Here is a 12,357-nt window from a genome sequence, read left to right as displayed (position 1 = left end):
GCCAGGCGGCCACGAAGGCGGCACCGCCGCCGCTGCGGCCGGCACCGGAGCGGCGCTCGGGCACGCCGCCGGGCGGACCGACGCCGACGCCACCCGGCAACAGCCGACCGTCGCCCCGCTGAGCCAGTCCCCCGCCGCCCAGCAGCCCGCCGCCGCGGCCGGAGGCCGTACCGCCGCGTTCGTCAGCGGCGGCACGCAGCCTTCGCCGCTGACGAAGCACGCCGAGCCGCAGGCCGGCGCGCCGCAGGCCGCGGCCGGGACCGCGGGCGACGCCGTTCCCGAGCCCGTCGAGGTGCTGTGCATGGAGGAGCGCCTCGACATCACCAAGGAGTGGCGCGTTCTGGGCCGCGCCCGGCTGCGCAAGTACGTCACCGCCGAGCAGGTCGAGCGGCGCGTCCCGGTGGTCCGCGAGCGGGTCCGCGTCGAGCGCACGCCGGTCTCCGACCAGGAGCGCGCCCAGCTGACGGAGCGTGAGATCGCCGAGGCGATCGAGGAGGTGACCCTGCACGAGGAGCGGGTCACCGCCCGGAAGACCGTGGTCCCGGTGGAGCGGGTGCGCCTGGTCGTCGAGCGGGTGACGGAGGAGCAGGTGGTGCGCGAACAGCTGCGCCGCGAGCACATCCAGATCCAGAACGGCGAGGACCCGCAGCCCGCCGGACCCGGGCGGCCCACCGAGCAGGCGCCCGCGACGGCGAAGGGGGCGGGAACCGGACAGCCCACCGCCGGGACGGCGGGGGTCGCTGGGACCACGCCCGGCCAGCAGCCCCAGCCGGCCGCAGGCGGCCAGGGCTTCGGCCACTCGACCGGCCTGCGCTGACGCCTGCTCACGGGGGCGACACCGTCCGGGTGCCCACCGCCGGGACGGCGGGGGTCGCTGGGACCACGCCCGGCCAGCAGCCCCAGCCGGCCGCAGGCGGCCAGGGCTTCGGCCACTCGACCGGCCTGCGCTGACGCCTGCTCACGGGGGCGACACCGTCCGGGTGCCCACCGCCGGGACGGCGGGGGTCGCTGGGACCACGCCCGGCCAGCAGCCCCAGCCGGCCGCAGGCGGCCAGGGCTTCGGCCACTCGACCGGCCTGCGCTGACGCCTGCTCAGGGGGCGACACCGTCCGGGTGCCCACCGCCGGGACGGCCGGGGTCGCTGGGACCACGCCCGGCCAGCAGCCCCAGCCGGCCGCAGGCGGCCAGGCTTTCGGCCACTCGACCGGCCTGCGCTGACGCCTGCTCACGGGGGCGACACCGTCCGGGTGCCCACCGCCGGGACGGCCGGGGTCGCTGGGACCACGCCCGGCCAGCAGCCCCAGCCGGCCGCAGGCGGCCAGGGCTTCGGCCACTCGACCGGCCTGCGCTGACGCCTGCTCAGGGGGCGACACCGTCCGGGTGCCCACCGCCGGGACGGCCGGGGTCGCTGGGACCACGCCCGGCCAGCAGCCCCAGCCGGCCGCAGGCGGCCAGGGCTTCGGCCACTCGACCGGCCTGCGCTGACGCCTGCTCAGGGGGGCGACACCGTCCGGGTGCCCGACGAGTCGGGTATCCGGGCGGTTCCCGGTTCGGGGAGGGGCAGCGGATCCGCCGGGGTGAGCTCCGGGTCGTCGATCGCGAAGGTGCGCACCCGCCCGATCACCCAACCCGGCGTCTCGAAGCGCACCGTGACCCGGCCGACGCCGCTGCCCTGGACCCAGCCGTGCCCGTGCTCGCGGTGCTCGACGTCCTGCCCGGGGTGCCAGCGCCGGGAGACGGAGAGCGCCCCGCCCGGGTGGAAGGCCCGCGGACCCTCCGGCCCGCCGTAGGCGGCCTCCCCGGCCGCACTCCCGCCCGCCGCTGTCCCGCCCGCCGTTGTCCCGGGCGCCTCCGCCCAGGCCGCCTCGCCCGCCGGCTCGTCCCCCTCCTCCGACGCCTCGCGCTCGGCCTGGGCGAACAGGTCCTCCTGCGTCCAGTCCGCGAGCCCTGACACGCCCACGCCCAACAACCGCACCCCGCCGGTCAGTTCGACCTGGTCCGCCAGCCGCCGCGCCATCGCGGCGATCACCAGGGGGTCGTCCGTCGGCGCGGGCAGCGTCTCCGAACGCGTCAGCGTCGAGAAGTCGAAGCGGCGGATCTTGACCACGACCGTGCGGCCGGAGCGCCCGGCGGCGCGCAGCCGCCGCACGCAGCGCTCAGCGAGCCGGTCCAGCTCGGCCAGGACCCGCTCCCGGTCCGGCAGGTCCACCTCGAAGGTGTCCTCCACCGAGACCGACTTGGCGTCCCGATCGGCGACCACCGGCCGCTCGTCCTGCCCGAGTGCGAGAGCGTGCACGCCGGCGCCGTGCGCCCGCCCGAGCAGCCGGACCAGTTCCTCCTGTGGCAGCGCCGCGACCTCGGCCACCCGCGTCAGCCCGGCACGCCGCAGCGTCTCGGCCGTGGCCGGGCCGACGCCGGGCAGCGCCCGCACCGGGAGCTCGTCCAGCACCGCGCGTTCCCGGCCGGGCTCGATCAGCACCAGGCCGTCCGGCTTCGCCTCCTCCGAGGCGATCTTGGCGAGGAACTTCGTCGTGGAGAGCCCCACGGAGGCCGTCAGCCCCGTCCGGGCCCAGATGTCCGCCCGCAGGTCCTCCGCCAGCGCGCGGGCGAACTCCCCGCGCAGGTCCGCCCGGACCAGTTCGCCGTACGGGCCCGCCTCCAGGTCGACGAAGGCCTCGTCCAGGCTGAGCGGCTCCACCAGTGGCGACAGCTCCCGCAGCAGCCCCATCACCAACTCGCTCACCTGCCGGTACAGCTCGAACCGGGGGATCAGGTAGGCCGCGTTGGGCGCGAGCCGCCGGGCGTGCGCCATCGCCATCGCGGAGTGGACGCCGAACTTCCTCGCCTCGTAGGACGCGGTGGCCACCACGCCGCGCAGCCCCAGGCCGCCGACGACGACCGGCTTTCCGCGCAGGCTCGGCTTGGACGCCTGCTCCACCGAGGCGAAGAAGGCGTCCATGTCGAGGTGCAGGATGGACGGCGCCGACCGCATGCCCCGATCATCGCGCACGGCACCGACAACCGGACGTCAGCGCGTCCCGGCCACGGCCTGCAGGGAGGTCTCCCTCGGCCCGAGGAAGTGCGGGTCCGGGTGGAAGGCCGTGTCCAGCGCCGCCTTCCCGGCCGCGCCGACCTCGCGGACCACGCCGTAGACCCAGGTCGCGTCGTGCGGCCCGGGGACGCCGACGCCCCAGGACTCGATCCCGGCCGCCTGACACAGCGTCACCGCCCGCCGGATGTGGAACTCCTGACTGACCAGCACCGCCCGGTCCACGCCGAAGATCCGGTGCGCCCGTGCGCAGGAGTCCCAGGTGTCGAACCCGGCGTAGTCGCGCACCACCAGCCGCGCGGGCACACCGTTGCGGACCAGGTAGTCGCGCATCGCGTCGGGCTCGTCGTAGTCGGTGCGGCTGTTGTCGCCGGTCACCAGCAGCGCGCGGACCCTGCCCTCGCGGTAGAGCGCCAGCGCCGCGTCCAGCCTGCCCTTCAGGTACGGGCTCGGCGCTCCGGACACGGGGTCAAGCCCGGCGCCGAAGACCACCGCCACCGGAGCCGACGGAGCGTCAGCGACCGTGCGCAGCCGCCCTGCTGCCTCGGCGTACACCCAGGCCGAGGGTGCGAGGGCGAGCAGCGTCAGCAGGCACAGTGCCTGGAAGGCGACGCGCCGCCGCCGCACCGGGAACCACGAGGCGAACCGCCGGAACACGAGAGCCCCCTGAAGCTCGGCAACGCCGAGGAGGACGCCGGCTCAGCCCGCCCGGTTGCGGCGGCGCGCCAGTTCGTCCTGCGGGTCGAATCCGTGCAGGGTCTCGCCGGTGTCCGCGCGCTCCCCGTGCAGGCGGCTCAGCGAGGACTCGACCTCCCGCCACACCGCGCCCACCGCGATGCCGAAGACGCCCTGGCCGCCCTGGATCAGCTCGACCGCCTGCAGCGCGCTGGTGCACTGGTAGACCGTCGCGCCGTCGCTCATCAGGGTGACGCCGGACAGGCTCTCCTCGGGACAGGACCGCAGGTGGTCCACCGCCCCGCGGATGCTCTGCAGCGAGACCCCCGCGTCCAGCAGCCGCTTGACGATGCGCAGCACCAGGATGTCGCGGAAGCCGTAGAGCCGGTGGCTGCCGTCGCCGACCGCGCTGCGCACCGAGGGTTCCACCAGCCCCGTCCGCGCCCAGTAGTCGAGCTGACGGTAGGTGATTCCGGCCGCCGCGCAGGCCGTCGGTCCGCGATAGCCGATCTCGCCCTGGGCGGGGCGGCTCCGGGGCAGCGGAGGCAGGACCGCGTGCAGGTCCTCCACGGGCTCCGCCGGGACCGGGACCACCGCCCTGCCCTCCCAGCCGTTCCGGCCCCGCGCCAGGGTACGGACCTGGGCATGCATGGGGCAGGAGCCACCCGCGGCTGTTCTGTCGCCGGTGCTGCTCACACGACCCTCCGTCCGCTCGTCGTCCCGGAACCGCGTTGGGGCAGTTCTCCACCGACGGTAGGCAGTGGCCAGGGTCGCGTCAACGATCGCCACGCTGGGCACGCCGGGTGATGTGCACCCCGTGCAGGGTTTGGCCTGCTGCGAACGGGGTAAGCCGCGCCGAGCACCAGCCGTGGCACGAGCCCGGCGCCCGGCCTCCCCGTGCGGGCCGGGCAGGCCTACTGACCGCCGCCGAAGTCCTCGGGCGAGATCTGGTCGAGGAACTCGCGGAACCGCTCGACCTCGTCCTCCTGCTCGTCCGGGATGGCGATGCCGGCCTCGTCGAGCACACCGTCCGCGCCGAAGATCGGCGTGCCGGTGCGCAGGGCCAGGGCTATCGCGTCCGACGGGCGGGCACTGACCTCCACGCCGCTGGCGAAGACCAGCTCGGCGTAGAACACGCCCTCGCGCAGGTCGGTGATGCGGACCTCGGTGAGCTGCTGGCCGACGGCCTCGAGCACGTTGCGGAAGAGGTCGTGCGTGAGCGGTCTGACGGGCGTCATCCCCTGCTGGGCGAAGGCGATGGCGGTGGCCTCCCCCGGCCCGATCCAGATGGGGAGGTAGCGGTCCCCGCCCACCTCTCGCAGCAGCACGATGGGCTGGTTGGAGGGCATCTCGACCCTGACGCCCACGACGTCGAGCTCATTCACACAGCCACACTATGGCGCGAACGGCCGATACTCCAGTCGCCCCGGACCATCCGCCCCGCGCGCGACACCGGGACTCAGGCCCCGCGCTGCTCCCGCAACCCCGCCTGGACCAGCGCGGCGTGCAGCCGGACGGAGAGCGTCGCCAGCTCCCGGGCCATCGCCGCGGCATGCGCCCGGGTCTGCGGATTGCGGTGCCGCCGCAGCGGAGCCACCACCTGCTGCACCAGCCCGACCTCGCGGTCCGCCGCCGCCTTGACCGCGCGCAGGTGCCGCGGCTCCAGCCCGAAGCGGCCCAACTCGCCCACCAAGCGCGCAACTTGGACCATCTCGCCGTCGTAGCTGCCGTCCTGGTCCGCGCTCACCAGACCGAAGGACTCCCACTCCGCCAGCTGCTGCTCGGTGATCTCGGCCGCCGCCACCAGCTGCGCCCGGCCCAGCCGGGTGCCGCTCGCCGCGGACTCGCCGAGCAGCGGCTGCTCCTCCTCGGGGGCTCCGGCGGCGGGCAGCGCGGGCGGCGCCTCGCCCCGGTCCATCGCGGCCAGATGGTCGCGGATCACCCGCAGCGGCAGGTAGTGGTCGCGCTGCATCCGCAGCACGTAGGCGAGCCGCTCGACGTCCTCGGGGCTGAACTTGCGGTAGCCGGACGGCGTCCGCTGCGGCTCGACCAGCCGCTCCGCCTCCAGGAAGCGGATCTTGGAAATGCTGATCTCCGGGAACTCGGGCTGGAGTTGGGCCAGCACCGCCCCGATGCTCAGCAACTGCTGCCGGGCCCGCGGCACCAGTGGTGCCACCGCCCCCGGGGTACCGCTGTCAGCTCGCACGACGGTTCGTCACTCCTCCCAGGGGGCGGGGCACCTGACGATCAGTACCCCGGTCGGCCGGTGTAGAAGACCAGCCGGTACTTGCCGATCTGCACCTCGTCGCCGTTGTGCAGCTGCACCTCGTCGATGCGCTCGCGGTTGACGTAGGTGCCGTTCAGGCTGCCGACGTCGGCGACGGAGAAGCCGTTCGGCGTGCGGCGGAACTCGACATGCCGCCGGGAGACCGTGATGTCGTCCAGGAAGATGTCGCTCTCCGGGTGCCGCCCGGCCGTGGTCACATCGGTGTCGAGCAGGAAGCGGCTGCCCGAGTTCGGACCCCGGCGCACCACCAGCAGCGCCGAGCCCGGCGGCAGCGCCTCCACCGCGGCCTGGGCCTCGGGGCTCAGGCCCGTCGGCACGGCGGCGGCGGCGTCCGGCTCGTAGGACTCCAGCCCGGAGATCGAGATCGTCGAGGTCGTCTCCGAGGGACGCTCCGCCCCGGCGCGGGCGCGCAGCGGCGCACCGCAGTTGGAGCAGAAGCGAGCCGCCTCTGGATTGCCGAACCCGCACCGGGTGCACACCGTCACGCCCTCGGCCTCCTCAGCCGCAAACCCTCCACCGGAGGTTGAGAGTACCGCCTCGGGCCCTATACCACCGGCGTTCGGCGCTCCCGCGTGTCGGAACCCCTCCTCCGGCCGGAACAGCGGCCGCTCGGCCGGCGCGAAGCTGTCGCCGGCCGGCGCCTCGCGCATCGGCGGCACGGCGTCCCCCGCGCGGTGCCGCGCCGTCGGCGCCTCCACGGCGCCCTGCTTCGGCTTACGGCCGAACAGCTTCGAGAACAGACTCACAGGCGATACCCCTTGCGTGACACGATCCCGCCCCCGGGGCAGGGTGGAGCCATCATGGACGTTGCATTGCGGACAGGCTGACGGTTCATGGCTGCGCCGTGTGAGCGTAGTCAGGAGACTTCGGGGTGATCAAGGCGGTCACCGACACCTGCTTGCGCTCGACGACGGTCGCGGTGCCCTTGTCCCGCTCCACCGACTGCACCACCCCGCCCGGGATGTTCAGCGCGGTGTCCAGGTCCTGCGCGTTGCCGATCACTGTGAAGAGGTACGGCTGGGACACCTTGGTTCCGTCGATCTCCACCGAACCCTTGCCGGCGTCGGAGAACCAGGTCGAGACGACCACTCGGACGTTGTTGATCTGGACCGCCTCCGCCCCCGCCGCGCGCAGCTCCTGCAGCGTGTTCAGCAGCATATCCGCCTGGACGTTCCCGCCCGGATCGCGGATGGTCAGCTCGATCCCCGGTCCGGTGGCCGCGACCGTGCCGGCCAGGATGCCGAGCTGCTCCTCCTTCTGCTTCGTCTGGCGCTGCGCCTCGGCCGCCTGGTTGCGGCTGTTCTGAAGCTGCGTCAGCGACTGCTGGAGCTGCTGCTTCTCCTGCTGCAGCCGCTGCTGCCGGGCGTCGACCTCGTCGAGGATGCGGACCAGGTCCTCCTGCCGGGCGCCGCGCAGCTGCGAGCTCTCGTTGGTGGACCGCACCTGCAGCGCCAGCCCCAGTCCGAGCGCGAACAGCAGCACGGCGACCACGAGTTGGGCGCGCGAGACTCGCGGCGGCCACAGCGCCTGCGTCAACCGCTGCCGGCCCGTGGCCGCCATCGCGACTGCCCTCGGCGACGTGGCCTCACCGCCCTCGGGCGCCGCGCCCTCCGGCTGCGGACGCTCCGGCTGGGGGCCCTTCGCCTCCGGCTGCTCCTGCTGCGGGCCCTCCTGCTCCGGGCCGCGCTCTTCCTCGCTCACCTGATCATCCTGCCATCCGCCGCCGTGGTCCGGACCATCAGGGCTACGCCCGGAAGACATGCCGCCGGATGGCGGCTGCGTTCGAGAAGATCCGGATGCCGAGCACGACGACCACGCCGGTCGACAGCTGCGAGCCGACGCCCAGCTTGTCGCCGAGGAACACGATCAGCGCCGCCACCACGACATTGGAGAGGAACGACACCACGAAGACCTTGTCGTCGAAGATCCCGTCCAGCATCGCGCGCACCCCGCCGAACACCGCGTCCAGCGCGGCCACGATGGCGATGGGCAGATAGGGCACCAGGCCCGTGGGGATCCCGGGTTGCACGACCAGACCCACGACGACCCCGAGCACGAGGCCGATGACGGCGATCACGGTGTTGTTCCTCCCTTGTCGGACGGGACGGCGTAGTGGAGTGTCCCCCCGGCCGCCGCCGGCAGCGCCAGCTTCCCGTGGGACGAGACGTCGTAGCGGATGCCGTAGTCCTGCTTCAACTGCTGCAGGTAGAGCCCGCCGAAGGCGTTGTTCTGGAAGTTCTGCTGCAGGTCCGGCCCGCCGATCGCCTGCAGGGTGTAGGGCAGCACCAGCGGCCGGTTGTCCACGAGTATGGCGTCTCCCGCGGCCCGGATCGCCGACAGCGTCGTGAGCCGCTGACCGTTGATCGCGACGGCCTCCGCCCCCGACTGCCACAGCGCGTTCACCACGAACTGCACGTCGGTGTCGCGGACCCGGCCGGTGTTGCCGAAACCGCCGTTGGCGCGCGGATTCGTGCCGCCGTTCCCGCTCACGGTCGCCGCGTCGTTCAGCTCGACGGAGACACCGGGGCCGGTCACCGCCGTGTACCCGGTGACCAGTTCCAGCTGCTGCACCTGCTCCAGCCCGGCCTGCCCGATCGCCTGCTCCTGGATCCGCTGCACCTGCCCGCGCAGCGCGTCGACCTGCTTCTGCAGGGCGTCGGCGCTGGAGGTGCCCTGGGTGATCCGCTGGATCAGCGCCTGGCGCTCCTTGCTGGCGACTGGCGCGTTGCTCCGCACCTGGACCGCGCCCATCGTCAACACGACTGCGGTGAGTGCGAGTCCGAGCCCCAGCACCAGCTTGCCGCGGAGGCTGGACGGCATCCGGCTGCTGCCCACCGCGCCGCGGCGGCGCGCGGCCTCCTCGTAGCCGTCGTCGAGCGCGTGCTCCATGACGTTGGTGAGCAGCAGCATGGACGCATCCGGACGGGCGTACCGCTTCTCACTCGACGACATGTGCCACATCGTCCCATGTCGGACGACGGCCCAGCACCCAGGGGCACGAGGACTCCCCGGGCGGAGGCCCGGGGAGTCCTCGGCGACCGCTGCCGCGGCGCTACCGCTTGCCGGCGTTCTCCACGACGCGGGACCACTCGTCCAGCAGGGCCAGGGTTGACGTCTCGTCAGGGCCCTCCGCCCACAGGTGCGTGATCGCCTCGGCCGGGTCGGGCAGGACCATCGTCCAGCGGCCGTCCGACTCGACGACGCGGACGCCGTCCGTGGTGTCCACGGTCCGCTCCCCCGCCGCCTCGACCACGGAGCGCATCACCATGCCCTTCGCGGACCACGGGGTCGCCAGGTCCCGCCGCAGCACATGGGCGCGCGGGATCCGGGCGTCGATCTGACTCAGCGTCAGCTTCGTCCGGGCCACCAGCCCGACCAGCCGCACGAACGCCGCGACGCCGTCGAAGACCCCGCTGAACTCGGGCACCACGAAGCCGCCGCGCCCGTCGCCGCCGAAGATCGCGCCCTCCGCGGACGCGGCCCGCGTCAGGTCGTCGGGCGAGGTGGTCGTCCAGGTCACCTGCGTGCCGTGGTACGCGGCCACTTGCTCCGCGATGCGCGTCGTCGTCACCGGCAGCACGACCTTCCCGCTGCGGCCCTCGGCCGCCACCAGGTCGAGCAGCACCAGCAGCGCCCGGTCGTCCTCGATGATCCGGCCGCGCTCGTCCACGAAGGAGACGCGCTCGCCGACGGGATCGAAGCGGACACCGAAGGCCGCCCGCGAGGAGCCCACCAACTCGCCCAGCCGGACCATCCCTTGACGCCGCTCCTCGACCGTCTCGGTCGGCCGGGCCTCGTCCATGCCCGCGTTGACCATCAGCGACTCGATGTCGAGCCGGCCCAGGATGCTGGGCAGCAGCATCGACGCACTGCCGTGCGCGACGTCCACGACGACCTTGAGCCTGGCCTCCGCGACGCCCCTGGTGTCGATCGCGCGCAGTAGGCTGCCCGCGTACGCGTCGAACACCGTGCCGGGGAACGTCAGGTCGCCGATCTCACCGGGGAAGGCCCGGCGGTACTCCTGTCGGGCGTACACCCGGTCCAGCTTGCGCTGGCCGGCCTGCGACAGGTCCGCGCCGCGCTCGTCGAAGAAGAGGATGTCCAGCGAGTCCGGCACGCCGGGCGTGGTCCGCAGCATGATGCCGCCCGCACTGCCGCGCGCGGTCTGCTGCCGGGCCACCGGCATCGGCACGTTCTCCAGGTCGCGCACGTCGATCGCGCTCGCCTGCAGGGCGGACACCATGGCGCGCTTGAGCGCCCGTGCGCCGCGCGAGTGGTCGCGGGCGATCGTGACGGTCGCACCCTTCTTCAACGTCGTCGCGTAGGCACCGGCCAGCCGCACGGCGAGCTCCGGCGTGATCTCGACGTTGATGATCCCGGAGACGCCCCGCGCCCCGAACAGGTGCTCCTGGCCGCGGGACTCCCAGATCACCGAGTTGGTGACGAAGGCGCCGGCCTCGATCGTCTTGAACGGGTAGACCCGGACGTTGCCCGTGATGATCGACTCTTCCTCGATCAGGCACTCGTCACCGATCACCGCCCCGTCCTCGATCCGCGCCGCGCGCATCACGTCGGTGTTCTTCCCGACGACGCAGCCGCGCAGGTTGGACTGCGGCCCGATGTACACGTTGTCGTGTACGACCGCCTTGTGCAGGAAAGCACCGCGCTTCACGACGACGTTGCTGCCCAGCACGCTGTGCTCGCGGATCTCCGCGCCCGCCTCGACCTTCGCGTAGTCGCCGACGTAGAGCGGACCCCGCAGCACCGCCTCGGGATCCACCTCCGCGCCCTCGGCCACCCACACGCCGGGCTGGATCTCGAAGCCGTCGATCTCGACGTCCACCTTGCCGTCCAGGACGTCGGCCTGGGCCTTGAGGTAGGACTCGTGCGTGCCCACGTCCTCCCAGTAGCCCTCGGCGACGTAGCCGTAGATCGGCTTGCCCTCCTTGAGCAGCTGCGGGAAGACGTCCCCCGACCAGTCCACGCTGGTGTCGGCGGCGACGTAGTCGAAGACCTCCGGCTCCATCACGTAGATGCCGGTGTTGACGGTGTCGGAGAAGACCTGTCCCCAGGTCGGCTTCTCCAGGAAGCGCTCGACCTTGCCCTCGTCGTCGACGATGGTGATGCCGAACTCCAGCGGGTTGGGCACCCGCGTCAGGCACACCGTCACCATCGCGCCCTTCTCCCGGTGGAAGCGCATCAGGTCGGTCAGGTCGAAGTCCGTGAGCGCGTCGCCGGAGATCACCAGGAAGGAGTCGTCCCGCAGGGCGTCCTCCGCGTTCTTGACGCTGCCCGCGGTGCCGAGCGGGGTCTCCTCGTTCGCATAGGTGAGCTTCATGCCGAGCTCTTCGCCGTCACCGAAGTAGTTGCGTACCAGGGAGGCGAGGAACTGAACGGTGACCACCGTGTCGGTCAGTCCGTGCCGTTTCAGCAGCCGGAGCACATGCTCCATGATCGGCCGGTTCACCACCGGCAGCAGCGGCTTCGGCATGCTCGCGGTCATCGGACGCAGGCGAGTGCCCTCGCCGCCGGCCATCACAACGGCCTTCATTCGCGTGGTTCCTCCTTGGCCTCAGCAGACACGCCGTCCAGGGACCCGGACCCGGCCGACTGCGAAACCTCACGCGGGCCTAGTCAGCCACAGCGCCCGCCTCTTTCACGAGACGACGGGTCTGTACGGCGTACAGGATCCCTGCCCACCAGTAGAGCGTTGTACCCCACCAGACGAACGCCCATCCGATGATGCTCGCCACATCACTGACCCAGCCCGTGCTGGTGGTCAGCAGGAGCAACGGGAACGCGTACATCAAGTTGAACGTAGCCGCCTTGCCGATGAAGTTCACGCCGGGAGGGCCATACCCGTGACGTTTCAGCACCGGCAGCAGCGCCGCGATGAACACCTCCCGGCCGAGCAGGACCGCGGTCAGCCACCACGGCATGATCTCCCGCCAGGTCAGGCCGACGATGGTGGACAGCACGTAGAGGCGGTCCGCCAGTGGGTCCAGCAGCTGCCCCAGTCGGCTGATCTGGCCCCACTTACGGGCGAGCTTGCCGTCGAGGTAGTCGCTCACGCCGCTCAGCGCGAGGATCAGGATCGCCCAGCCGTCGTTCTTCGGTCCGTCGAACACGGGCCACAGGACCAGCCAGAGGAACAGCGGTACGCCCAGCAACCGCGCCATGCTCAGGATGTTGGGAATCGTGAGCACGCGGTCGGTCTGGACGCGCGTCTCCTGTACCTCCACGCCGGGGGCCTCCTGTACGGATCGAACGATGCAGGGTGACTTTACCTCCCGTTGGGAGACGCAAAGCAGTGAGGGCCCCCGACACAAGGTCGGAGGCCCTCACT

12 protein-coding genes are annotated in these 12,357 nt (G+C 72.5%); 1 reads left to right on the top strand and 11 read right to left on the bottom strand.

What is annotated here, in order from left to right; genetic code table 11:
* On the top strand, window positions 1–817 hold an 817-nt coding region (locus ACFP3V_RS10445; RefSeq protein ID WP_380582268.1), incomplete at its 5' end, for a YsnF/AvaK domain-containing protein.
* 675 nt (window positions 818–1,492) lie between these two features.
* On the opposite strand, the gene ACFP3V_RS10440 is transcribed toward ACFP3V_RS10445, so the two are convergent.
* The 11 genes from ACFP3V_RS10440 to pgsA all read right to left on the bottom strand — a co-directional run bounded on the left by ACFP3V_RS10440 (window position 1,493) and on the right by pgsA (window position 12,253).
* Window positions 1,493–2,992, bottom strand: coding sequence for a DNA polymerase IV (locus ACFP3V_RS10440; protein WP_380582266.1), 1,500 nt, complete (start codon window positions 2,990–2,992; stop codon window positions 1,493–1,495).
* A 36-nt stretch (window positions 2,993–3,028) separates the two neighbouring features.
* Window positions 3,029–3,706 carry a SanA/YdcF family protein gene (locus tag ACFP3V_RS10435; protein WP_380582264.1) on the bottom strand — a complete coding sequence of 226 codons (678 nt, stop codon included), beginning with the start codon at window positions 3,704–3,706 and terminating at the stop codon, window positions 3,029–3,031.
* Between the two features lie 42 nt (window positions 3,707–3,748).
* The gene (locus tag ACFP3V_RS10430) at window positions 3,749–4,420 is read right to left on the bottom strand and encodes a MerR family transcriptional regulator (RefSeq protein ID WP_380582262.1); all 672 of its coding nucleotides are present in this window, start codon (window positions 4,418–4,420) and stop codon (window positions 3,749–3,751) included.
* Between the two features lie 218 nt (window positions 4,421–4,638).
* The gene (locus ACFP3V_RS10425) at window positions 4,639–5,109 is read right to left on the bottom strand and encodes a bifunctional nuclease family protein (RefSeq protein WP_380582260.1); all 471 of its coding nucleotides are present in this window, start codon (window positions 5,107–5,109) and stop codon (window positions 4,639–4,641) included.
* Window positions 5,110–5,183: 74 nt separating this feature from the next.
* Window positions 5,184–5,900, bottom strand: a complete 717-nt coding sequence (gene ftsR, locus ACFP3V_RS10420; protein WP_380582258.1) for a transcriptional regulator FtsR — start codon at window positions 5,898–5,900, stop codon at window positions 5,184–5,186.
* A 71-nt stretch (window positions 5,901–5,971) separates the two neighbouring features.
* Window positions 5,972–6,496 carry an FHA domain-containing protein gene (locus ACFP3V_RS10415; protein ID WP_380582256.1) on the bottom strand — a complete coding sequence of 175 codons (525 nt, stop codon included), beginning with the start codon at window positions 6,494–6,496 and terminating at the stop codon, window positions 5,972–5,974.
* A gap of 346 nt (window positions 6,497–6,842) precedes the next feature.
* Window positions 6,843–7,712 (bottom strand): DUF881 domain-containing protein, encoded by an 870-nt coding sequence (locus ACFP3V_RS10410; protein WP_380582254.1) that lies wholly within the window; start codon window positions 7,710–7,712, stop codon window positions 6,843–6,845.
* A gap of 43 nt (window positions 7,713–7,755) precedes the next feature.
* Window positions 7,756–8,088, bottom strand: a complete 333-nt coding sequence (locus tag ACFP3V_RS10405; RefSeq protein ID WP_380582252.1) for a small basic family protein — start codon at window positions 8,086–8,088, stop codon at window positions 7,756–7,758.
* Entirely contained in the window at window positions 8,085–8,963 is an 879-nt protein-coding gene (locus tag ACFP3V_RS10400; protein ID WP_380582250.1) for a DUF881 domain-containing protein, read from the bottom strand. Before ACFP3V_RS10400 ends, ACFP3V_RS10405 begins: the two co-directional genes overlap by 4 nt.
* A 100-nt stretch (window positions 8,964–9,063) precedes the next feature.
* Window positions 9,064–11,562, bottom strand: a complete 2,499-nt coding sequence (locus tag ACFP3V_RS10395) for a sugar phosphate nucleotidyltransferase (RefSeq protein ID WP_380582248.1) — start codon at window positions 11,560–11,562, stop codon at window positions 9,064–9,066.
* Window positions 11,563–11,641: 79 nt separating this feature from the next.
* Entirely contained in the window at window positions 11,642–12,253 is a 612-nt protein-coding gene (gene pgsA / locus ACFP3V_RS10390; RefSeq protein WP_380582246.1) for a CDP-diacylglycerol--glycerol-3-phosphate 3-phosphatidyltransferase, read from the bottom strand.
* Window positions 12,254–12,357: the final 104 nt, after the last annotated feature.

Source organism: Streptacidiphilus monticola (assembly GCF_042658505.1).
GTDB lineage: Bacteria > Actinomycetota > Actinomycetes > Streptomycetales > Streptomycetaceae > Streptacidiphilus > Streptacidiphilus monticola.
Note: the sequence above shows the minus strand (reverse complement) of the source record. Positions and strands in the feature narration are given on the sequence as shown.

Excerpts from the sequence above, each read along its gene's own strand:
- ACFP3V_RS10440 (WP_380582266.1), bottom strand. The coding sequence starts at position 2,992 with ATGCGGTCGGCGCCGTCCATCCTGCACCTCGACATGGACGCCTTCTTC.
- ACFP3V_RS10400 (WP_380582250.1), bottom strand. The coding sequence starts at position 8,963 with ATGTCGTCGAGTGAGAAGCGGTACGCCCGTCCGGATGCGTCCATGCTG.
- ACFP3V_RS10395 (WP_380582248.1), bottom strand. The coding sequence starts at position 11,562 with ATGAAGGCCGTTGTGATGGCCGGCGGCGAGGGCACTCGCCTGCGTCCG.